The organism is uncultured Veillonella sp., assembly GCF_937981445.1.
Taxonomy (GTDB): Bacteria; Bacillota; Negativicutes; order Veillonellales; family Veillonellaceae; genus Veillonella_A.
Map to the genome: position 1 here is coordinate 153,730 of NZ_CALJON010000008.1, position 21,358 is coordinate 175,087.

The following is a 21,358-nucleotide window of genomic DNA, read 5'->3' on the forward strand; positions in this document are numbered from 1 at the left end:
CATCCACAGTCTAATAAAATACCAAAATTAAATTAATATCTTAAATAAACCAAGCCATTTCATCAGTCATATCTTTTGGTGTAAATGCTACTTTATGCCGTGGTCGATGTTTTCCACCTGATACTACATGAATACTAGGCTTATGACGTCTTACAGCAATATTTTCTGGTTCTGTTTCGTAAATAACCACATGTTCAGGTACATCGCGCTTAATGACTAAATTACAGCCAATACGGCTACCACTGCCTACCGTAATATCGCCTAGCACTTTCGTGCCAGCGCCGATAAGTACATCATTACCTACTGTAGGATGCCGTTTCACACGGCGTGAACTCATCCCCCCAAGGGTAACCCCATGGAATAAAGTCACATCATCTCCTACAATGGCAGTTTCACCAATCACCACGCCCATACCGTGGTCAATAAATAAACCGCGTCCAATCTGTGCACCAGGGTGAATTTCTATGCCGGTAGCATTCCGTGCATGCAACGCCACACGACGGGCCAAAAGTTTAAAGCCATGCTTATATAAACGATGGGCAAAGAAGTGCCAAAACAATGCTGTAATATGCGGATATGTCCAAAGCACCATGAGCACCGAAGTGGCTGCTGGATCAGAGTCCATAACTCGTTTAATATTATACCGAATAGATTTCCATAATTCTTTCATAGGGCCTCCCACACTTGAAGTTCCTAAGTGAATTCTTAGTCCCTAGTCCCCAGAAGTAAAGTCCCCCATAGTTGAGTCCTCTCTCATAGACCCAATCACTAGGTATTTACTGTGAAACCTCTTTTACTAAGCCCTTAATCACTTAAGCTTTTACGTATTCAACATCACCAAATTCGAGCATAGATAAGTATTTTTCAACTCCATCTGGAGCAATAGCAACTACTGCTACACCAGGGTTTTGAGCACCTAAATCTTTTGCTACTTTAATTGCTGCACCAGCAGAAATACCAATGCTAATGCCTGTTTCGCGCATAAATGTTTCTACTTGTGCAATCGCTTCTTCATCGCTTACAGTTTTAACTTCATCCATTAAGCTGCGATCAAAGTTTTCAGGAATAAAGCCAGCGCCAATACCTTGAATCTTATGCGCGCCACCTTTACCTTCAGAAATCATTGGAGAACCAGCTGGTTCAACAGCTACGGCTTTTACATCTTTTTTAAGCTCTTTTAATTTACGAGCCACACCAGTAAATGTACCACCAGTACCAATACCAGCAACTACGATACCTACATTAGGCACTTGTTCAAAAATTTCTGCCCCTGTAGTTTCATAATGAATAGCAGGGTTAGCAGGGTTAACGAATTGACCAAGTGTAACGGCAGATGGATTAGCATCAAGAATTTCTTGAGCTTTTGCAAGCGCACCTTTCATACCAGTTGCTTTTGGAGTCAAAATTAATTGAGCACCATATGCTTTTACTAATTCGCGGCGTTCTTTACTCATACTTTCAGGCATCAAAATCACTACTTTAATGCCAAGTACAGCACCTAACATAGCAAGAGCAATACCAGTGTTACCGCTTGTTGCTTCTACTAAAATAGTATCAGGTTTAATCAAACCTTTATCCTGTGCGTCTTTTAACATGCCATACACAGCACGGTCTTTTACGCTACCACCAGCATTGTATTTTTCTAGTTTTACATACACATTGCTGTCTTTAATTTGATATACTGGGGTATTACCAATCAATTGTAATGTATCATTTACAGGTTTTGTACTCATAATAATCTCTCTTCCTTTCAAAAATGACGATACGTATTACATACTGTTTTTAAATTCATAAATCTATAAATCCATGGTAAGTAGCGCTAAATTTCATACATTCAGAGATTTATAAATTTATAAACATGTGGAGCCTTTGTACCTTTGTAAAATTTTAATCTAAGGTTTAATGCAATAAAAAAAGCCCTCAGTCACTATTGTGACCAAGGGCGATAATCGCGGTTCCACCTTGATTCATCTAATGCACTTTTATTTAAGAGCATTAAATATCTCTAACTGTACAGGTCTTAAAGACTGTATACAGATTCGCTGTAACGGGCGACACCCGAAAAAAACTCCCCTACTACTCATCAGCGCATTATCAAGGGCGACTCCGTCAACCTCCATAAGCTTTGCCTTCATAACTCCAAGATGCACTTCCATATATGTCCTATGACCCGCTCTCACCGTCCGGGCTCTCTGCACATATTCTCATATATGTACTCTTCTCTTCATCGTCTGATTTCTATTCAAATCGTAAACCTACTATAACACTATGAATTAACCCTGTCAACTTCTTTTTTACAAGTTTATTTGCAAGGCCTCATTATAAATCGTTTTTCTTTTATTAATTCAGCTAGCAAAAAAGCCCATAAAAATGGGATTTTTCTATCATAGCCATACTAACAGTATAAGCTAAAATATAGGCGTAATCAATATACACTTGAATCTTGCTAAGCATATATAGACATATGTGGTTTACCATCCTTAAGGGGCATTGGCTTCTTTCCCTCTTTTTTCTTACCCTCTGTCTGAGGTGCCTTTGGTGCTTCTACCTTGTGATTATTTTCATTACCTACCGGTTTTTCTATTCTCTTACGCTCCTCATAGTCCTTTGCAAGGGCTATACGACGCTTCTCTTTAACTTCACTGCTTACAGTTGGCTTTTTGTGATTCTTTTCAAAAGTATCATGCTTTTTATCCTGGTTTCGATCTTGTTTCCTATCTTCTGCATTGTACTTCTTATCTTCTGCATTGTACTTCTTATCTTGTGTATTGTGCTTCTTCTCTTGTGTATTAGTCTTCTTATCTTGTGTCTTATCTAAATTCTGTAACCCATCCCACTGCATATAAATAGGACGATTGGCACCTTCATACGGCTCTACTGATGCTGCACTCACAATGAAACCAAATGAGTTAGCCCATAACGTAACTGCCGCCACTGGAACAATAAACACAAACTTCTTCATAATATAACCCTCCCTAATTTGCATTATTATGCTATTTTAAACCATTAGTTGCATTTTTATAACAAAGTTATTCCATCCTTTGTATCATAGATATACAGGTACATGCAACAATCTATATTAACCGATAGCCTGTTAATCTACCGGAGCATGCTTATACTATACGCATATTTTATGAGATAGCTGTGAATAGTCCGTGAGTATAAAATGAGTTTTTTCTAAAATTTTCTTCATTTTATTTTTGGGATATAATAGCATTTTTATGCGCATTGTATTCATCTTATAATCATGAAATTATTTTTTTGAAAATACAAATACAAATACAAATACAAATACAAATCCGAATTTAAATCTAACCCCAAACCTAATCCTTATCTTTACCCTCAGCTTAAAGCAACGGAAACTCTAAAAACTACTGTATCCAAATCTATACAGCTAATTACAAATAAAAAAGATGCCTTACGGCGGCGGATCACTAATAATAAGATAATGTATCTATCATTAGCAATAGCGCCACCTTGGCATCTTGCATATAAAACGAAAAGTGCCCCAGCCCTTAGGGAGGAGGCTGAGGCAAGGTGTTCGTACATGTTTGTACTCACGATTAGGTATAGGTATTTAGAGGTTTAACAAGTAGACTCGCATGATAGTAACTCCGGGATAAAGAGTTAAAACCAAGTGTAATCACTAGGGAAAGTGATTACTGTTCTCTTGTTATGTACACATTATAACATGTAAATCTAATAAATTCAATATGTAATTTCTATTTTTTTCGATTTATTTTTTGGACACATAAAAATTAACATAAATGCCCGCCACACAACGGTTTTTAGATAAACTCACACCATATTTTCCATACTTTAAAATAAAATCTTACTAAAATTTTACTACATTTACAAAAAATTTACGTGACATGTGCAACATGTAGTCAAAAATAATACTTTATATTTTACTGCACCATATGAATGACACACGTCAACATGTCCATCTACACAGTACATTTAACATTTTTGCAGTACATTTAGCATCTTTACAGAATATTCAACGGCCCAATTACGTAGTACTTAAATACACTCTCTTTTAATATCATCTTACTTGTGTCATTTTATAATTAAATAGCTACATTCTTATAAATGCTACTCTTTAATCATTTACTTTCTTAAGTAATTTTGGTTCTTAAGTCCGATCTTTATAAGATATATGTGCTTTAACCTGTTCGTCTATAATAGGCCAGGCCGTTTCGTACATATACCGATACCCCAATGTATTAGGATGTACATCACCAGCAAAGATAATCTCTTTTCGTGCATCCGCTGCTAGTAAGGCGTCATAAAAATTAATCACTACCAAGCCTTGCGCCTTTGCATAAGCTAAAATTAGTTCCCCATAGGCCTTTACTACGGCATTATCCCCATCAGGGTCAAAATCAATATGAGGTGGCAGACCCAGAATAGGTATTGCCCCAAGGGATTGAATATATGCCACATTTTTCTTCAACATGTGAAAACAATCTTCAGCCCTGCGACCTTGCAAAATATCATTGGTACCGCCCATGATGATAATAAAATCATAGGGAGTTTTTGTCATCCCACACTGGCACTCTAAATTATTATATATGGCCTGTAAAGTAGCACCATCCACACCGGCATTGCGAAGAATCCACGGACTAGCGCCCTTAAAAGAAGTCTCCTTCTCAACAGCTCGTAAGGCCTTAATACTCAGCTCAACCCAGCCTTCACCATAGGGCACATCATAACCTCGAGTGAGACTGTCTCCTATAAACAAAATATTCATTGTCCTACCCCAGCATTAAACATCTATCGTTAATTTCACGTATCTATTTCTTTACTTCGCATCCCCATCTTTATTTCACATTTTCTTACTTCACATATCCATCTTTATTTCACATATCTTCTTTATTTCGCATATTTTTTATTTTATGCAGCTATCGTTAATCTCACACAGCTTAAGCGTATGTTAATAAGTAACCTATGTTAATGTTAATGTTAATGTTAATGTGAATGTGAATAAATAGCCTATGTTAATGTGAATCTTGTTGTAATTTTTACTGGCCTTAACTTTTTATCTTACTTAAATTCTATTTGTTTTGCTTTAATAAAGGATCCGTCGTGCCATTCAACTCAAAAGCCTTAATGCGGTCAATGCAAGTACCGCAGGTGCCACAAGGGGTGTCGCCACCTTCGTAACAACTCCAAGTTAATTCATAAGGCACTTTAAGACCTAAGCCCACACCCACAAGTTGGGCTTTATTTTTATCCGCAAAAGGGGCCACCACTTTCACCTTTTCATAAGTCCCTATGTTAATAGCCTGACCCATGGCGGCAATAAAGGCTTCACTACAATCAGCATAGGCATTCCCGGCCGCATCATCAGCATGAGCACCAAGATAAATTTCAACCTCTTCCTCAGGAAACAAACTCATACCAAGTGCCGCCACGGCCGACATCATGAGACCATTTCGAAATGGCACATAAGTACTGACTATGCCAGTACCATCTTCCGCAATCTGTTTCGCATAACTCTTATGACTAATTTCATCTGTAGAGCCTTGCATGAGTGAAGAATTGGAATATTTTAAAATATTCGCTAAATTTAATTCATAATGAGGCACTTTATAATACGCCGCAATCTGTCTAGCACAAGCTAGTTCCTTATCATGTTTTTGACCATAAAAAATCGAAACCGCGGCTACATTCTCTGCCCCTAAACGATCAATAGCTAATGCTAAGCAAGTGGTAGAATCTACACCACCACTAGATAATACAATGGCTTTCATTTTATTCTCCTTATGTGTTTACATCATTCCCTGACCATATATAACTAAACCAATTGTAATGGCCAGGAGAATCAAAGTTACCAAGTAATCAAGGCCACGCATACCTACCTTAGCAACGAAGCTATGGTCTTCATTGCCAAAGCCGCGGAGTTCCAATGACAGCGCCATTGTTTCCGAGCGACCTAAGGATTTTAAAAGTAATGGCTGCATGATAGAGCCATAGGATTTACAGCGTTTTAAAAAGTTACTATCTAGTGCTAGTCCTCGGCATGCTTGTGCCTCTTGAACGGCCCGACTTTCGGCAATAAAGTCTGGCACAAAGCGTAAGGCCGCCGTAAACATAAAGGCATATTCATAAGGGATTTTACACTGTGTTACAAGAGCTGCCGTTAAATCCTGCAATTTAGTTGTCGCCAAAAGCATAATAAATACCATGGTCATACAGAGCATGCGAAGGCCTGTTACATAAGCCGACTCTAAAGTGCCGCCACCTACGTATTGCACTAAAGATAAAAATGCCGCAAAGACAGCCAAAGTAAGTACAGCCTTATATTGTTTTACCAATAAACCGGTTACGAGTAACAATACAAGCTCTAAGCCTAATAATAAAGAAAGTTCCAAGGATGTTTGAAGTAAAATAGCCCAAATAGAGAAGGCAATGGTCATTAATATTTTTGTAAATGGTACAAGTCGTTTCATAATTGCCTCCTATTTCATCATATCTACTGTATGAGCCTTCACTGCTGCACCTTGTTTTAGTGCTAACATGCGCTCTTCAAACTCAACCATGGACTTGCAATACCCAATCCCTGGTACGGCATCAGATAATTCTACACAAGCAGGCTTAGTCAATCCTAAATCGAATAAATCATCACGTTTGGTAAACAATTCTTCTGGTGTACCATCAAAGGCCTTGGTGCCATAGCCAACAATAATGGCTCGCGTACAATGACCAGCGATAATTTCCATATCATGAGTCACTAGTATAATTGTTAAACCTGTAGCGCGCAATGTTTCTAATAGTTCCAATAACTCTCGTGTTTCCTTGCCATCTTGACCACTCGTTGGCTCATCAAGGATTAAAATCTTTGAATTCATAGCCAATGCTGAGGCAATGGCCACCCTTTGTTTTTCACCGCGGCGCAATGTTGGTGGGTAGGCCTCTTTTAAATGAAGAATCCCTGTTTGCGCCAAAGCTCGATCTGTAATTTCACTAACCTCAGCTTTTGTATACCCTAATTGCTCGGGACCAAAAGATACTTCTGCCCCTACAGTGGGACGGAACATTTGGCGATCTGGCTGTTGAAATACATAGCCTATGAAACGGCCCCGATCAGCTGGTGCAAGTTTTGTAATATCTTCGCCATCATAATATATGTTGCCACCGCGAGGCTTTTCAAGCCCCATTAAAAGTCTTGTTACCGTTGTTTTGCCACATCCATTGCGGCCCCCTAAAGCGATAAACTCGCCTTCTCCTATGGTAAAATCCACATCATCAATTATGTCACGACCTGGCACATAACCAAATCGTAAGCCCTTCACTTCTAACATAGCATCCTCCTATTGGTGCTGTATCCAACTTTATCTTTAATTCTTCAATCCAGCTTTAGCAGCTTTTACACTGAGCCATGGCTCATTAAATGTATAGCCACCTTGTTCAAGACGCATATAAGTAACAAAGATAGAAGGCAACGCATCTACATAAATATTATGTTCATACATATAGCGCAAGGTCGCTTCTGCCGTATCATCACATTGTAAGGCCCCATCTACCATGAGAGCTACGCGATTGGCATAAGGAAGTACAGCCTGTAAATCATGGTCAATAACTACTACTGTGATGCCATAGTCCTTATTTAAACTGCCTACTAAACGATATAACTCTTCGGTCCCTTCTGGATCTAGGGAGCTCGTTGGTTCGTCTAATACTAAGATTGATGGGTTCGTAGCCAACACGGAAGCGATAGCCAAGCGTTGACGCTGGCCGCCAGAAAGGCTCGTGATTTTTCGCTCTTCCATGCCTTCAAGGCCGACTTGTTTAAATACGATAGCACTGCGTTCCTTAATCTCGTCTGGTGTATAACCTCGATTTTCCATGGCAAAGGCCACTTCTTCGCCTACTGTCATAGTGACGAGCTGCGTATCATAATCGGCTAATACAACGCCAATTTCCGTAGCAAGTTCTGCTATTTCTAATTGTGTTGTCGCCTTGCCATTAACAAATACCATGCCCTCCATACGGCCGCCATAAAATTTAGGTACCGCCCCAATCATGGCCATGCACAAGGTGGATTTACCACAACCCGCTGGACCTGTAATAACCAAGAAATCTCCATCATTAACAACTAAATTTACATCTTTAATCGCTGGCTCTTCCCTATGACCATAGTAATAAGTAAAATGTTCCATGCTGATTTTTCCATCCACCGCAGGCACTAATTCTAACTCACTATGATCACTGGTAATTACTTCATCAGCACTCGGTAAGTAGCCACGGCGAGCAAATAAACGCTGTGCGGGAATAAAAAGAAGTGGTGTTACTACAGCATTACAAAGGGATATGATTAAAACTAAAGGCCACATGCCTTTTAAATATACATCTAAAGGTAAATCTAACAATACATATAAAATACTAACAAATATGCCCCCAGATACTAAGGTACTAAAGAACCCAGACACAACTGGTGGTATTACATTTCGGCCTAATTTAACGCGGCTAAATAATTGTACTACAAAGGCACAAACAAGAGCCCCAGCTGGTTCACTTAGCAAATTAGCATAAGGAAACGCGGACTTAGAAGTCATCACATTAATAAGCGCTGCCACAAGACCAATCCCTACCGCTTGCCGATAATTAGGGCGGGTTAAGTGAATTGCTACACAGTACGTAGCAATCATCCAATTCGGCGTAATCCCCGCCACACTAGGGCTCACTAAGTGTAAAATAGTGCCCAAGGCGAGCATCAAGGTACTTACTGTTACCCAGCGAAACTGACCGCCTTGCATATGTGTATATACTAATTTTGAAACATCAGTCACTCGTTCCATCATAAACCTCCTAAAAAAGGGTATAAAAAAAACCTTCCAATCCAACTAATACAAATGTACTAGGGACGAAGGTTACTCCGCGGTGCCACCCCAATTGATTCAATACGAATCCGGCTCACTACGTACGGCTCATCATAGAAAGTGATAGAACTGTAAAAGAATTACATACATAGCAAACGCTCTTATATATTGCTCTTCCTATCTGGCGATACGCGCTCCTTTGTTAACGGTCAGAGACGACCGGTGGTACCTACTCAAATTCGGGCCACATCTCCCAGGGCCATTCCTTACAATGTCCAGCATCGGGCTTCCACCACTCCCAACTCGCTGTAGCTGACTACTTATAAGTACTCTTCCTGTTCGTAGATGATGTCTTTATGTTTTGCTTAATTATACACACAAGAAAATACTAAGTCAATAGGAAGATATGTATTTTTATTAATTTGACAAATGTCTCGCTATATACTACTATCATAACGTAGTGTGAAGCACCTAGCTTTTTATAGAGCCCTACTTTGGAATGAAAGCGCCATAGAGGCTAATATCAAATGGTATCGACTCAGAACTGTATTGATATTGAATCATGCCGCATCATATCCTACACAGTATGCCTAGTAACAGCCATTCACTTACAAACGCAATATTCGCTTGGATCAATTAGACCGGGACGAGACGCAACAAAAGAGATTTTTCATGCGCATTTCGGGCCGAAGTGCGCCTTTTTTTATATGGGACCAGTCTGCTTTAGCCTGGCCCTCTTACGCGTTAGCCGTACCGGAATTCACTTTATTACACAAAGTATTCAATTCCTGTAAAGCTAGCGCGTTTTCTTTTGTTCCCTATCCGGCAGAAAGGAGAATTATGAATCTCGGTATTATCGGTGGTGGTAAAGTGGGGACTACCTTAGGCCTCTACTTAAAAGACCAGCTTCGAGGAATTACGGCGCATTCTAAAGAATCATCAGAAAAATTAGCGACCTATTTTAAGCTCCCCCCCCCCTATACTAATGAAGAGTTAGTACAGGTAAGTGATGTCATTTTCATTACCGTTCCCGACCGAATGATTGGCCCTATGGCTTATGAATTAGCCCAATCCATAGGAAAAAGACTTCAGCCCAATCAAAGCCTACAAGGCAAGACGTTTCTACACTGCAGTGGCAGTTTAGGCCTAGAAACACTGGCCCCCTTGCAAGCATTAGGGGCATCCACCGGGAGCCTTCATCCCTTACAAAGCTTTGCGATTCATCCTCTAGAAAGAACTCGCCCAGATACACCCCCACACCTAGATAGTATAACGGATCTCAACGGTGTGTTCATGGCCCTAGATGGTGATAACCAAGCCCTCCAAGTTGGTGAGGCCATCGTCAATTTATTAAAAGGTCATGCCTTTCACGTGCCGGCCCAGGAGCGTCCGCTCTATCATGCAGCCGCCTGCCTTTGTTCTAATTATGTAGTTACCTTAGAAACACTGGCTACTAAACTCATGAGCCGTTGGGCTGGTGAGCATGCTTGGGAAGCCTTACGGCCCTTATTTGAAGGTACTGTTAAGAATCTAACACAAGAGCCTCCCCCTAAGCAAGGGCCCAATCCTGCCGCAGCGTTAACAGGGCCTATTGCGAGAGGTGATAAAGCCACTATTAAGAGTCATTTAGACCAAATGCCAGTAGAGTTAAAAGAACTCTATTGTGTATTAGGCCGCTATACTACAACTATCGCCGTAGAACAAGGATATATTGATTCATCCACAGCCCAATCCTTTGAAGCACTATGGCAAGAGATGTTAACTAAGTAAAGTAAACTATTCTACCCTGTAAGGAGGCAATTATGCTACTCAATACCCCTGAAAAAGAATCTCCCAGAAAACCTGTGACGGTCAGTACCATTCGCACTATGAAGGCCCATAAAGAACCTATTTCTATGATTACAGCGTATGATGTTGCCATGGCTCGCAATGTAAATGAAGCAGGCATCGACATGATTTTAGTAGGCGATTCCCTAGGCAATGTAGTCCTCGGCTACCAATCCACGGTACCTGTTACTATGGACGAAATGATTCATCACACCAAAGCCGTGATGCGCGGTAATAGTACCGCGCTGGTAGTCGCTGATATGCCATTTATGAGCTACCAAGCTAGTCTCTCTGACGGCCTATATAATGCAGGTCGCTTACTAAAAGAAACAGGTTGTACCGCTGTAAAATTAGAAGGCGGCAGTGAAGTCTGTGAGCTAGTAGAAAAGCTCACCACCGCAGGCATTCCTGTTGTAGCCCATATTGGCTTAACCCCACAATCGGTAAATCAATTAGGGGGCTTTAAAGTACAAGGAAAAGACCTAACAGCAGCCAAAAAGCTCCTAGCCGATGCCAAAGCCCTAGAAGCAGCCGGTGCGTTTGCCTGTGTGCTAGAATGTGTACCTGCTGCCTTGGCCGCATCCATTACGGCAGAACTTAATACGATGGCCACCATTGGCATTGGTGCAGGCCATGGTTGCGATGGACAAGTCCTTGTTTGCAATGATCTACTTGGTGTAAGCACAGGCTTTTGTCCTAAATTTGTAAAACAATATGCCAATTTGCATGATATAACGGTTAACGCTGTAAAAGAGTATATTGCAGATGTAAAATCTCGTAACTTTCCAGCCCCAGAACATACCTTTAAAATAGATGATTCTGTGCTAGAAAAACTATATTAATCTTTGAAAGAAGGACATACTTATGAAATGCATTCACACTGTAGCCGAGCTTCGTCAAGAAATTCAAAATGCTAAATTACAACAAAAAACCATCGGTTTAGTTCCTACTATGGGCGCGCTTCACGAAGGCCATGCATCCCTTATTAAGGCTGCACACGAAGAAAATGATATGGTCGTAGTCAGTGTATTCGTCAACCCTACCCAGTTTGGCCCTGGCGAAGACTTAGATGCTTATCCACGTACCTTAGAAGCCGATTGCCACTTAGCCCAAGCCATGGGGGCCACCATCGTCTTTGCCCCTTCCCCTAAGGAGATGTATCCCAGTGATGAGCCTACTTGGGTCGAAGTAATGGGGGATATTACTAAAGTGCTTTGCGGACGCACCCGCCCTATCCATTTCAGAGGGGTTACTACAGTCGTTACCAAACTTATCAATTTAGCACAGCCAAATCGAGCCTACTTTGGACAAAAAGATGCACAGCAAGTGGAAGTACTAAAACGACTCGTAAAGGACTTATTCATCCCCGTTGAGCTCCGCATCATGCCCATTGTGAGGGAAGCTGATGGCCTTGCGAAAAGTTCCCGCAATACCTATTTAAGTCCAGAAGAACATAAAGCAGCCCTTATTTTAAATCAAAGCCTTAAGGCCGCTCAAACAGCCTTTGAACAGGGCGCGCACGAAGCTGACAAATTAGTGGAGTTAACTAAAACCTCTATTCAAAGGGAACCAAAAAGTCAAATTGATTATGTAGAAATCTATGCCTTACCAGGCCTTACAGCACCTCGTACACCTATGACAGGAGCACATCTTCTTGCTGTCGCTGTAAAATTTGGCACGACGCGCCTCATTGATAATGTCATTTTAGAAGAAAAATAAAATTACCAATCTAGAGACATCATATAGTAAAAAAGCTCTCTCTGAGTAATAATAAAATAACCAAAAGCCAGTTCGAAGAGATGTAGGTTATTTAGAAAAACTAAGATAGAAGATAGAAATAGAAAACACATAATAAACTAAAAGGAGTCTGTATGTTATACAATATGTTTCATGGAAAAATCCATCGTGCCACTGTAACGAAAGCTTGTCTTGAATATATGGGGAGCATCACCATTGATAGTGAGCTCTTAGAATTATCGGGCATTTTACCTGGAGAACGCGTACAAATCGTAGACAACAATAATGGTAATCGTCTAGAAACCTATGTAATAGCTGGTGAACCAGGAAGTGGTGTGATTTGCCTAAATGGCGCTGCCGCACGGAAAGTACAAGTCGGTGATACGGTCATCATCATCGCCTACAGCCTTATGACAGAAGAAGAGGCCAAAACCTTTGAACCAAAGGTTGTTATGGTCGATGAACATAATCATCCCATCAATGTGCGCGGTACAGAAAAAGAAAGGGAAATCGGCTAATACAGTCCCATAGCCGCACATAACAAAAACCTCTAGACTCTATATGTTGTGAACGTCTCATATTAGACCTTATATCTAACCTGAGAACATCAGTTCAAACCAACTATAGCGTCTAGAGGTTTTCTATTTTTTCTAGTTTTATTTTTCTAATTTTTTTATTTTTAGTTTGTAACTAGCTTCTTAATTATTGGAAATAATGTTGCTTAGTCACAGGGTCATACGTAGGCACTGGACCATATTCGTTAGGGAATGGTTTTGTATTTAAACAACCCACAACAATGCTACCAACACCGCCGAATAGACTCGCTAAAAGGATCCACCAACCAGCATAGCCCGCATCATGCAAACGGCGTACAGATACACCTAAGCTTGGCAAAACAAGAGCAAGAATTACAAGACCAGATAAAATATCGGCCCCTTCGTCATCCCCAATAAGAGCACCTAATAGAGCGGCAATAAAGACGATAATAAAGGTAGCTAATGTGAAATACCAATACTCCTTACGACTTGCACGGCCTGTAAAGCAAAAGTACTTCTTAGTTAAAATCATCATAAAATTATCAATAAATGGAGGTGCACTTTCCCAATTAGGTGGTAATTGTTGGTACCCACCTTGTTGGTACGCCCCTTGAGGTTGACCATAACCTTGTTGTGGCTGTTGGTAAGAACCTACTTGATTTACGGGAGCACCTACAGGACCATTTACTTGACCTGCTGGGCGATTGCTCACAGGATTCGCTGGTGCTGAACCATTATTTTGTGCTGGCTGCGCTAAATGCTCACCGCAATTAGGACAAAAGGCTGCACCATCATTAATTTGCTTTCCGCATTCTGGACAAAACATCATATGCCTCCTTATAAAATAAATATAATAAGTTCAAACTAGTATATCATATACATAGAGTATTTAAAAATTTTGCCCATGTCTCTGACTATGTGGCACATAATATCTAAAATCGGGTAAAGGCCCAAATTCATTAGGCTGAGGATCACTCTCTAAGCACATGAAGACTAGCAATACAAAACTTCCTATGCCTGTTAATCCTAGCAAAAGCCATAAGGTACTGCGCCCTGTATCATGTAAGCGCCTGGCCGTAACGGCCAAATTCGGCAAGAAGAACACCATCGGTGCAATGTAAAGGCTAATTCCTAAAGTAAAAATAGCCGTTACTATAGTGATAACTAATGTAGCCAATTGAAAGTACCAATATTCTTGCCTAGTAGCACGACCTTCAAAATTTACAAAATTATCTAAAAAGCACCATTTAAAATTCTCCACAATGCCAGGAGAACTCACCCATCCAGCGGGATATTTACTATAACCATAAGTTCCTTGAGAATTATAAGGCCCTTGAGAGTTATAAGTCCCATAGGCTCCATTAGTCTGACCTGCACTATACCCCGCGCCATACCCTGTGCCATTAGGAGCAGCAGGTACCTGCATACCATTAGTAACAGTAGGTACCTGCGTACTATTAGCAACAGTAGGTACTTGCGTACCATTAATAGGGGGTAGCGAGCCATTTACTCCATTCGGTGGCGCTGCTGGATTCATTACATAGGGATGACGAATCGCTCCCCATTGCGAATGGCCTTGTGCCCCACCTGGCGAATTAGGTGAATAGCCCCGTGATTGCGCCATGGGTTGACCTGCACCATTATGTCTGCCTTGGGGGCCTTGTATGGAGCGGTTCATATGAAGTTGCGAACCACAGTGTGTACAAAATGCCGATCCTTCATTTACGGCCTTACCACATTGGGGACAAAACATGGTATCACCTCTTTTCCATAATATCCTATCATAAACTTTTTATCATTTAGCTTCATTATACACTATCTATTAACCTGCATAGTATGTATAATCTGGCAAAAGTCCGTATTTATTAGGCCCCGGATTACTTGGCAAGAACATAAATACTAAAATAGCAATACTCAAAAGTGGCACAAAACTAATCAAGAGCCACCAACCAGAGCGCCCCGTATCATGTAAACGACGTACTGTAACCCCTAAATAAGGCAATAAAAATGCCAAATTAAGTAGACCCGCCGCAGCATAGGAAATAATGAAATTATCAAAAATGAGACCAATTAATGTAATAATCAACAAACTCACTACGCTATTAGCCAAGGCAAAGCGCCAATATTCACCGCGTGTAGCCCGTCCTGTAAAGGATGCATATTTCTTGGTCATGCACATTTTAAAATTAGGAATCAGCGCCAAGCAACCTACCCAATTAGGTGGATATTGTCCATAGGCACCGGCCTGTGGACTCCCATTCATGCCCCCATTTATAGGTGCATTACCTTGCATTGGGGTTACTTGTGCTGGTCGATTTTGGCCAGGAGTAGGCATGGGTTGAACTGCCCCTGGTTGACCTAGTCCCATAGGAGCACCCGTGGGTTGCATAGGACGGGGGCTATGAGCCTGATTTGCCATTGGCGTTGCTTGAGCCGGTCTAGGAGGCGCCGGTGGTACAACCCTACCTACTCCAGGGCCGGCATTAGATGCCCCTGTAGTTTGTTTAAATTGATTGCCACAAGCAGGGCAAAACTTAGTGCCCTCAGCAACTTGTTTTCCACATTGATTACAAAACATGTATATCACTCCTCTACTACCAGCTTAGATTATTCTTTAACTTCATCGTAAGCACATGACGCACCGCATCATCAAGGCGCTCTTTGGAGATCTCCCCATTGCGCACGGCTTTTAAAATCGCATTATATCCTTCAATAGCATGGTCATATTCCTGTCCAATGAGAACAATATCAGCTCCTGCTTGGATAGTTTTTACACTCATTTCGCCAAAGCTGTAATGATTAGCTACGGCGCCCATTTCCATGTCATCAGTAATAATAACACCCTTATAGCCTAACTGCTTGCGAAGTATATCCTGCATAATTATTTTAGATAAGCTAGCTGGTGCCTCACTATCAAGCCCCGTATAAGTAGCATGACTTACCATCACCATGTAGTCATTATTGTCTACAGATTTAATCATTTCTTCAAATGGTTTTAAATCCGTTGCCCACATATCTTCTGCTGTAACATCTAACACATTACCCTCTTTATGAAGATCTGTAACGGTACGTCCAATACCAGGAAAATGTTTGAGCGAATAAATAAGCCCCGCTTCATGATAAGACTGCCCTACAGCTTTTACGAAAGGTATTACACTCTCTGCATCAGTACCATAGGAGCGTTTATCGCCAAGGCCTATATCAGCCACCGGTGCAAAATTTATATTAAAACCTAACGCTTTTAATTCTTTGCCACTCGTACTCGCTAACTCAGCGGCCTTACTGACCTCCCCTTGGCCAAGAATTTCTGCGGCTGGCACATTCGTGAGTTCCTCACTCATGCGTTCTACTAGGCCCCCTTCTTGGTCAACAGCTACAAAGAGCGGTACTTTTTCACTTTGCCGTGCTGTTTTTTGCAAATCCTTGATGAGCTCAGACACTTGTGTCTTTGATTCCATATTGCGGTCAAATAAAATGACCCCACCCATCTTGTATTCACTGAGCATATAGGCTACATCATCACTTACTTTAGTGCCTTGCATGCCAAATAAAATGAGCTGCCCCACTTTATCTGCATCACTCATAGATTCCATTAAGGCATCTACTTTTTGCTCCGCTGTAAGCTCTTGTTTTTGCCAAATCTCTTCCTTAGGCGCTTCCGATGTGGCCTTGCCACAGCCTACTAAGCCCAACACTAAACCCGTTAATAAAGCAAGGCTTAGGACCTTGCGCACCGGTCCCTGCCAAAATTTAAATCTCTTCATCAATTAACTCCAACCTCCTATAGTTGTCTTGCTTCAATGCTATCAATAAGCCAACGGTTATTTACTTTTACCATCGTAGCTTGTCCTGTAAAGGATCGTTTTACTGTACCACTGCCTTCATAATCTGTAGCATGAAGAACGAAGTTAATTACGATTTGATTATTATTTTGAGACACCACATTCATGGAGTCCACGACACTTTCCTTAGTCGTAGCAAAGCCGCTGGCCCAAGCATTTACATCGCCAGCTTGGTTTTTAAATTGATCTGTAAATTGATTATATGCTGCTGTATAATTACGAGCTGTAATATATTGATGATATTGATTAAATGCGCGCTGTGCCTGTTCTGCATCCACCTTGAGAGGGTCTGGCTTAGGTGCTGGCGTAGCAGTTTGCACTGGCGTAGGCGTTGCTGTTTTCCCCTTTGGCTCCGTTTTTGATGTATCACGCTTATGTGAATCCGTATCGCGACTATCCTCATAGGTATATTCATCAAAAATACCATATTCGTCCCCAAAGCTATTACTTGCACTCATGAAACTACTGAACATAAGCATCCATGACGAGCCCCATAATACAAAAACTAAAATGATGGCAACAATAATATGGACTTTGTCATTGCGCTCATATAGTTTACGTCCCTGTGGTCCCTGACCACCTGGTATACCGCCTTGTGGACCCCCTTGAGCAGGCATGCCTTGCTCTGGTAATGGCCCTTGACCTGGTTGGAAGCGCTGACCTCCTTGAGGACCCACCGGTTGCCCCTGTTGACCACGTTGAGGACCTACTGGTGGCTGTCCCCCTTGTACAGAGCTAGCACCATTTGTATGCGCCGACTGAATAGGCGGTATTGGAGGTGTTGGAGGCACTGGTGGTACAGGAGGCATTGGAATCCCTGTAGAAGAATCCTTATCTCCTGCTGCCTGCACTGATGCCGACTTTTCAGCCGATGCTGTAACGGCCCCTGCTTTAGAATCTGAACCAGCCCCTGTGGTAGAAGCGGAACCAGCCCCTGCAGTAGAAGCGGAACCAGCCTCTGCAGTAGAAGCGGAACCAGCTTCTGATTTCATATTAGATGCTACAGATGATGCCCCGTCGACTGTGCTATCTGTCTTTACGTCTGATACTGTAGCTACTCTGCCCTCTGCACTAGCCTGTGATGACAAGCCTGTATCGGCAGTTGAAGATGTGCCAACACACCCCTCTGGTGATGTAGTTGTACTAGCCGATGATGGAGTAGCGGTACTGACCGCTGATGCTGTAGTCGCACTAGCCGATGATGCTGTAGCTCCACTAGTTGATGATGCTGCATCTAAACTGGTAGCACCTGCTACGGCTTCATTGACTAAGTTACCTCCACATTGACTACAAAATTTCCCCTGCGGCTGTTCATGGCCACATGACTTACATTTCATACCAAACACTCCTTCCTAACACTGCTATGATGAAATGATTATTTTATTTCCATTCCTATTTTATTTCCATTCCTATTTTATTTCTATTTTACTTCTATTTTACTTCCTTAACATAATATGTATAATCTGGCAAAGGTCCATATTGATTACTAAATCGCTGACTTTTCCTCAAACAAAGGAGCAAAAATATAAAGGACATAACATCAGCCACTATGAGTAGAGGCAATAAAAGTTGTCCCGCTTCATTAGGCCCTATCAAAAAGCTAATAACACGACTCGGTATTTCTAGTAAAATCCAAAAAGCACTCATCCCCGAATCATGGAGTCGTCTAATGCCAGCACTAAGAACGGGAATCGTAAAGATAAAAATCATGCCATAATATACTATATCTAGTAAGGGATCTGATTTTAATAATAAAGCCCCCACTTCAACTAACACGGACAAAGTTAAAATGACTAAAATAAATCGAAAATACTCCGCTCGCGTCATCCGTCCTGAAATATCGTTAAATTTAGACGTCATAGACTCTTTAAACACCGACCAGATATCAAGTGAGCCTACCCATGGTCCCATTTGCCACTCATAGAGAGGATATCCATATGGTGGACCCCCTGGAGGCATCATCCCATAAGGGGGATAGCCATTGGGTGGCGTCCCATATGGGGAAGCTCCACTAGGCGGCATTCCATTAGGAAAATACCCATTTGACTGTGTCCCATATGGTGAGGCTCCATTAGGCGGCATTCCATAAGGGGAATAGCCATTAGGTGGTGTCCCATATGGCGAAGCTCCATTAGGTGGCGTTCCATAAGGGGAATAGCCATTAGGTGGTGTCCCATATGGCGAAGCTCCATTAGGTGGCGTGCCATACGGCTGATGTCCATCTGGTGGCGCCCCATAGGGTACCTGCCCCGTCTGTTCAGATTCAGCACCAGTAAATGCTTCGTCACTCTTTGCCTGCGCGGTCGACCCTGCATCTTTATGTTTCTTTACCACGGGACGCCCACAGCGAGGACAGAATTTACCATCCTGAGGAATTTCATGTCCACAATAAATACAAAACATTGTATTCCTCCTATTCTTCTATAAAAACCCCTAGTACTGCGAGGGCTATAATACAAATAATGATAAGAAATGCAATCCACCCTGAGTCATTGCGCCTATATATAGGGCGAAATGAATTAGACCCAGGCGCTTGGGTATTTTGCCAAGGCTGCCATGGCTGTCCTGATGGCTGCATTGGTTGCAACCCTTGTTGTCCTTGTTGAACTCTTGATGATTGTTCTGCTGACTGCGCAGAATAAGGGTTGTGATGCCTCTGATTCTCTACTGCAGGGTCTTCTGTTGAATTTTCTATATTTGAATGTTCTGTACTAGAATTCGCTCTATATAAGTTCTCTGTATTGGAGTTCTCTGCATTTGAATTCTCTGTATTAGAACTCTCTATATTTGAGCTTTCAGTATTGAAGTTTTCAGTATTGGAGTTTTCTATACGTAAATCGTCCGCCCCATCCGCTTCCATCCATTCATCATGAGTGGGTACTGATTCGCTGGTAGGACTAATTTCTGGTTCACCATGCAGTACTTGCCCGCAGCGATTACAAAACCGCTCTCTTTCATCCTTACTTCCACAATTTGGACAATCCATAATCTCCCCCCTCATCGATTCCTATATCTTTATAAAAAGCTTATACTGTATAAATACCATATGGAGTAGTAAAACTCCTCTTAATCTGCTTATATTAGCAAAAATTAGTCACAATAATGCCAAATTTAGCTTCAATAAATGTTAAAATTTCATTTTATTTTTATACTTTCTATTATACCTAAATTGTTGATAAAAATCTTCAAAAAAATATATAAAAGCTGTAACAGAATGAATCCTATGCCCTTCATTTTGTTACAGCTTTTTTCATGCGTTTCTCTTATTTTTTATTTTTCTTTTTTACGGACTTAAGAGCAGAAAAATGGCTCCATCACTTAAGCTATATACTTAAACCATACACTTAAACTATATACATAGACCACATACTCAGGCTATATACTTAGACCACATACTTAGGCTATACAATTAAGCTCTACACTTAAACTAAACTATAAACTTAGGCCATACAATTAGGCTCTACAATTAAGCCATATATTGTATGACCGCCTGTGTCATACCTTCTGTATTTACTTTAATCATCCCTGGCTTATATATATCTCCGGTTCGATAGCCTGCTTCCAAAGCTTTTTCTACAGCCCTTTCAATAGTATCTGCGGCCGTGCTAGCCCCTAAGGAGTAGCGACAAAGCATGGCTGCCGATAAAATGGTGCCCAATGGATTGGCAATGCCCTGTCCTGCAATATCTGGAGCAGAACCATGAATTGGTTCATATAAAGCTGTGCCCGTTCCCATAGAAGCAGATGGCAATACGCCTAGTGAGCCAGATACTACTGCGCCTTCATCACTTAAAATATCACCAAATAAATTTGTCGTCACAATCACATCAAATTGTGCTGGATTTACAACTAATTGCATGGCCGTATTATCTACATATAAATAATCCATAGTAATATCTTGATTAGCCTCAGCCTTTTCTTGCGCAATAGTGCGCCATAATCTAGATGAGGCCAATACATTGGCTTTATCTACACTAGTAACATGGCCCTTGCGCTTACGAGCCGTTTCTATGGCTACGTCCATAATGCGTTCCACTTCATACCGTGCATAGGTCTCCTTATCCCACGCTGCCTCATTCGGCCCCGCACCACTTGCTTCAGAGCGCTCGCCAAAATAAATGCCCCCAGTCAATTCGCGAACAATCACGAAATCTACAGCCTGCACTAACTCAGCCTTTAATGGAGAGTATTCCCGAAGGGAGGGGAAAATTTTGACTGGTCGTAAATTACAAAATAAACCTAAGGCTTTACGAAGACCTAAAATAGCTTGCTCCGGACGTAAGTGAGGGGCCACAGTATCCCATTTAGGCCCGCCCACAGCACCGAGCAACACTGCATCTGCATTGTTACAAGCTTCAATAGTATCCTTTGGTAAGGGTTCCCCATAGGCATCAAGGGCTGCACCACCAGCCTTTTTTTCAATCCAGTTTACTGTAATTCCTTCCTTAGCCAAGGCGGCATCCATAACTTGACGTGCGGCATAAACAATTTCACTGCCAATGCCATCACCATCAATGGCCACTACCGCTTTATGTATACTCATAAGCCATTCCTCTATTCTCTCTAATTTCTCAAACACTTTAGTTCTATC

General features: G+C 41.5%; 20 protein-coding genes and 2 other annotated features. Of the genes, 4 read left to right on the top strand and 16 right to left on the bottom strand.

What is annotated here, in order from left to right:
- Positions 1-40 precede the first annotated feature (40 nt).
- From epsC to Q0376_RS01775, 8 genes are all read right to left on the bottom strand, one after another.
- Complete coding sequence (gene epsC / locus Q0376_RS01740) at positions 41-682, bottom strand: serine O-acetyltransferase EpsC (protein ID WP_298703412.1); 642 nt, start codon at positions 680-682, stop codon at positions 41-43.
- 130 nt (positions 683-812) lie between these two features.
- Positions 813-1,733, bottom strand: a complete 921-nt coding sequence (locus Q0376_RS01745) for a PLP-dependent cysteine synthase family protein (RefSeq protein WP_298703415.1) — start codon at positions 1,731-1,733, stop codon at positions 813-815.
- A gap of 202 nt (positions 1,734-1,935) precedes the next feature.
- Positions 1,936-2,237: a binding site (T-box leader), on the bottom strand.
- A 209-nt stretch (positions 2,238-2,446) separates the two neighbouring features.
- A complete protein-coding gene (locus Q0376_RS01750; RefSeq protein ID WP_298703417.1) occupies positions 2,447-2,962 on the bottom strand; it encodes a hypothetical protein in 516 nt (171 codons plus the stop codon).
- Between the two features lie 1,173 nt (positions 2,963-4,135).
- The gene (locus Q0376_RS01755) at positions 4,136-4,753 is read right to left on the bottom strand and encodes an SGNH/GDSL hydrolase family protein (protein WP_298703419.1); all 618 of its coding nucleotides are present in this window, start codon (positions 4,751-4,753) and stop codon (positions 4,136-4,138) included.
- 304 nt (positions 4,754-5,057) lie between these two features.
- Positions 5,058-5,756 carry a 7-cyano-7-deazaguanine synthase QueC gene (queC, locus tag Q0376_RS01760; protein ID WP_298703421.1) on the bottom strand — a complete coding sequence of 233 codons (699 nt, stop codon included), beginning with the start codon at positions 5,754-5,756 and terminating at the stop codon, positions 5,058-5,060.
- A gap of 18 nt (positions 5,757-5,774) precedes the next feature.
- Positions 5,775-6,455 (bottom strand): energy-coupling factor transporter transmembrane protein EcfT, encoded by a 681-nt coding sequence (locus Q0376_RS01765; protein ID WP_298703423.1) that lies wholly within the window; start codon positions 6,453-6,455, stop codon positions 5,775-5,777.
- A gap of 9 nt (positions 6,456-6,464) precedes the next feature.
- Positions 6,465-7,307 (bottom strand): energy-coupling factor ABC transporter ATP-binding protein, encoded by an 843-nt coding sequence (locus Q0376_RS01770; protein WP_298703425.1) that lies wholly within the window; start codon positions 7,305-7,307, stop codon positions 6,465-6,467.
- Positions 7,308-7,343: 36 nt separating this feature from the next.
- Positions 7,344-8,804 (bottom strand): energy-coupling factor ABC transporter ATP-binding protein, encoded by a 1,461-nt coding sequence (locus tag Q0376_RS01775; RefSeq protein ID WP_298703427.1) that lies wholly within the window; start codon positions 8,802-8,804, stop codon positions 7,344-7,346.
- Between the two features lie 58 nt (positions 8,805-8,862).
- Positions 8,863-9,177, bottom strand: a binding site (T-box leader).
- Between the two features lie 488 nt (positions 9,178-9,665).
- On the opposite strand from Q0376_RS01775, the gene Q0376_RS01780 reads away from it, so the two are divergent.
- The 4 genes from Q0376_RS01780 (at position 9,666) to panD (ending at position 12,907) form a co-directional block, all read left to right on the top strand.
- Positions 9,666-10,595 (top strand): Rossmann-like and DUF2520 domain-containing protein, encoded by a 930-nt coding sequence (locus Q0376_RS01780; RefSeq protein ID WP_298703429.1) that lies wholly within the window; start codon positions 9,666-9,668, stop codon positions 10,593-10,595.
- A gap of 32 nt (positions 10,596-10,627) precedes the next feature.
- Positions 10,628-11,494: a 3-methyl-2-oxobutanoate hydroxymethyltransferase gene (gene panB, locus Q0376_RS01785; RefSeq protein ID WP_298703431.1), complete on the top strand. Its 867-nt coding sequence runs from the start codon at positions 10,628-10,630 to the stop codon at positions 11,492-11,494.
- 22 nt (positions 11,495-11,516) lie between these two features.
- Positions 11,517-12,371, top strand: a complete 855-nt coding sequence (panC, locus tag Q0376_RS01790; protein WP_298703433.1) for a pantoate--beta-alanine ligase — start codon at positions 11,517-11,519, stop codon at positions 12,369-12,371.
- Between the two features lie 152 nt (positions 12,372-12,523).
- Positions 12,524-12,907 (top strand): aspartate 1-decarboxylase, encoded by a 384-nt coding sequence (gene panD, locus Q0376_RS01795; protein ID WP_298703435.1) that lies wholly within the window; start codon positions 12,524-12,526, stop codon positions 12,905-12,907.
- 184 nt (positions 12,908-13,091) lie between these two features.
- On the opposite strand, the gene Q0376_RS01800 is transcribed toward panD, so the two are convergent.
- The 8 genes from Q0376_RS01800 to leuB form a co-directional block, all read right to left on the bottom strand.
- A complete protein-coding gene (locus Q0376_RS01800; protein WP_298703437.1) occupies positions 13,092-13,751 on the bottom strand; it encodes a DUF805 domain-containing protein in 660 nt (219 codons plus the stop codon).
- Positions 13,752-13,814: 63 nt separating this feature from the next.
- Positions 13,815-14,678: a DUF805 domain-containing protein gene (locus tag Q0376_RS01805; protein WP_298703439.1), complete on the bottom strand. Its 864-nt coding sequence runs from the start codon at positions 14,676-14,678 to the stop codon at positions 13,815-13,817.
- 69 nt (positions 14,679-14,747) lie between these two features.
- Entirely contained in the window at positions 14,748-15,503 is a 756-nt protein-coding gene (locus tag Q0376_RS01810) for a DUF805 domain-containing protein (protein WP_298703441.1), read from the bottom strand.
- A gap of 16 nt (positions 15,504-15,519) precedes the next feature.
- Complete coding sequence (locus Q0376_RS01815) at positions 15,520-16,689, bottom strand: glycoside hydrolase family 3 N-terminal domain-containing protein (RefSeq protein ID WP_298703443.1); 1,170 nt, start codon at positions 16,687-16,689, stop codon at positions 15,520-15,522.
- Positions 16,690-16,706: 17 nt separating this feature from the next.
- Positions 16,707-18,104, bottom strand: a complete 1,398-nt coding sequence (locus Q0376_RS01820; RefSeq protein WP_298703445.1) for a hypothetical protein — start codon at positions 18,102-18,104, stop codon at positions 16,707-16,709.
- Positions 18,105-18,198: 94 nt separating this feature from the next.
- Positions 18,199-19,170 (bottom strand): DUF805 domain-containing protein, encoded by a 972-nt coding sequence (locus tag Q0376_RS01825; protein ID WP_298703447.1) that lies wholly within the window; start codon positions 19,168-19,170, stop codon positions 18,199-18,201.
- A 10-nt stretch (positions 19,171-19,180) separates the two neighbouring features.
- The gene (locus Q0376_RS01830; protein ID WP_298703449.1) at positions 19,181-19,753 is read right to left on the bottom strand and encodes a hypothetical protein; all 573 of its coding nucleotides are present in this window, start codon (positions 19,751-19,753) and stop codon (positions 19,181-19,183) included.
- Between the two features lie 480 nt (positions 19,754-20,233).
- On the bottom strand, positions 20,234-21,310 hold the full coding sequence (gene leuB / locus Q0376_RS01835) for a 3-isopropylmalate dehydrogenase (protein WP_298703451.1): 1,077 nt from the start codon (positions 21,308-21,310) through the stop codon (positions 20,234-20,236).
- Between the last annotated feature and the right edge of the window lie 48 nt (positions 21,311-21,358).

Bases quoted from the DNA above. Each gene is read 5' to 3' on its own strand.
- Q0376_RS01745 (WP_298703415.1), bottom strand. From the start codon at position 1,733: ATGAGTACAAAACCTGTAAATGATACATTACAATTGATTGGTAATACC.
- Q0376_RS01750 (WP_298703417.1), bottom strand. From the start codon at position 2,962: ATGAAGAAGTTTGTGTTTATTGTTCCAGTGGCGGCAGTTACGTTATGG.
- Q0376_RS01755 (WP_298703419.1), bottom strand. From the start codon at position 4,753: ATGAATATTTTGTTTATAGGAGACAGTCTCACTCGAGGTTATGATGTG.
- queC (WP_298703421.1), bottom strand. From the start codon at position 5,756: ATGAAAGCCATTGTATTATCTAGTGGTGGTGTAGATTCTACCACTTGC.
- Q0376_RS01765 (WP_298703423.1), bottom strand. From the start codon at position 6,455: ATGAAACGACTTGTACCATTTACAAAAATATTAATGACCATTGCCTTC.
- Q0376_RS01770 (WP_298703425.1), bottom strand. From the start codon at position 7,307: ATGTTAGAAGTGAAGGGCTTACGATTTGGTTATGTGCCAGGTCGTGAC.
- Q0376_RS01775 (WP_298703427.1), bottom strand. From the start codon at position 8,804: ATGGAACGAGTGACTGATGTTTCAAAATTAGTATATACACATATGCAA.
- Q0376_RS01780 (WP_298703429.1), top strand. From the start codon at position 9,666: ATGAATCTCGGTATTATCGGTGGTGGTAAAGTGGGGACTACCTTAGGC.
- panB (WP_298703431.1), top strand. From the start codon at position 10,628: ATGCTACTCAATACCCCTGAAAAAGAATCTCCCAGAAAACCTGTGACG.
- panC (WP_298703433.1), top strand. From the start codon at position 11,517: ATGAAATGCATTCACACTGTAGCCGAGCTTCGTCAAGAAATTCAAAAT.
- panD (WP_298703435.1), top strand. From the start codon at position 12,524: ATGTTATACAATATGTTTCATGGAAAAATCCATCGTGCCACTGTAACG.
- Q0376_RS01800 (WP_298703437.1), bottom strand. From the start codon at position 13,751: ATGTTTTGTCCAGAATGCGGAAAGCAAATTAATGATGGTGCAGCCTTT.
- Q0376_RS01805 (WP_298703439.1), bottom strand. From the start codon at position 14,678: ATGTTTTGTCCCCAATGTGGTAAGGCCGTAAATGAAGGATCGGCATTT.
- Q0376_RS01810 (WP_298703441.1), bottom strand. From the start codon at position 15,503: ATGTTTTGTAATCAATGTGGAAAACAAGTTGCTGAGGGCACTAAGTTT.
- Q0376_RS01815 (WP_298703443.1), bottom strand. From the start codon at position 16,689: ATGAAGAGATTTAAATTTTGGCAGGGACCGGTGCGCAAGGTCCTAAGC.
- Q0376_RS01820 (WP_298703445.1), bottom strand. From the start codon at position 18,104: ATGAAATGTAAGTCATGTGGCCATGAACAGCCGCAGGGGAAATTTTGT.
- Q0376_RS01825 (WP_298703447.1), bottom strand. From the start codon at position 19,170: ATGTTTTGTATTTATTGTGGACATGAAATTCCTCAGGATGGTAAATTC.
- Q0376_RS01830 (WP_298703449.1), bottom strand. From the start codon at position 19,753: ATGGATTGTCCAAATTGTGGAAGTAAGGATGAAAGAGAGCGGTTTTGT.
- leuB (WP_298703451.1), bottom strand. From the start codon at position 21,310: ATGAGTATACATAAAGCGGTAGTGGCCATTGATGGTGATGGCATTGGC.